General features: G+C 60.3%; 1 protein-coding gene. It reads right to left on the bottom strand.

Going from position 1 to position 310, the window contains the following annotated elements; translation table 11 throughout:
* Positions 1 to 4: 4 nt before the first annotated feature.
* A partial coding sequence (locus SB822_RS55990; protein ID WP_410858965.1) for a helix-turn-helix domain-containing protein occupies positions 5 to 310 on the bottom strand: 306 nt, incomplete at its 5' end.

Here is a 310-nt window from a genome sequence, read left to right as displayed (position 1 = left end):
TGTTTCATCTCGAACTCCCGTTCATTGCGCTTTTTTTCAGCGAGAAGCGGTTGCGCTTGAAAGTGAAGCCCGCACGCTTGAGGGCTTCACCCAGCGTTTCTATCTTGCAGGGCAGCGCCTGGGCCTGTGCCTGCTCAACGCGTCGAGCTATCTGGACCAGGGTAAGTGGCTCTGCCCGCGCAATCTCCAGCGCGATAGCGACCACGTCATCGGAAAGTGCACGCGGCCGACCACCGTTGTGACCGCCCATGAGCGCGCAAACGCCTCCAATACGCCACGCGTGAGCCCAGTTGTAGACAGCCTGGTCGCT

Origin of the sequence: Paraburkholderia sp. SIMBA_054 (assembly GCF_046534875.1) — a bacterium.
In the GTDB taxonomy this organism is placed as follows: Bacteria; Pseudomonadota; Gammaproteobacteria; order Burkholderiales; family Burkholderiaceae; genus Paraburkholderia; species Paraburkholderia hospita.
This window is presented reverse-complemented; position numbering and strand designations above follow the sequence as displayed.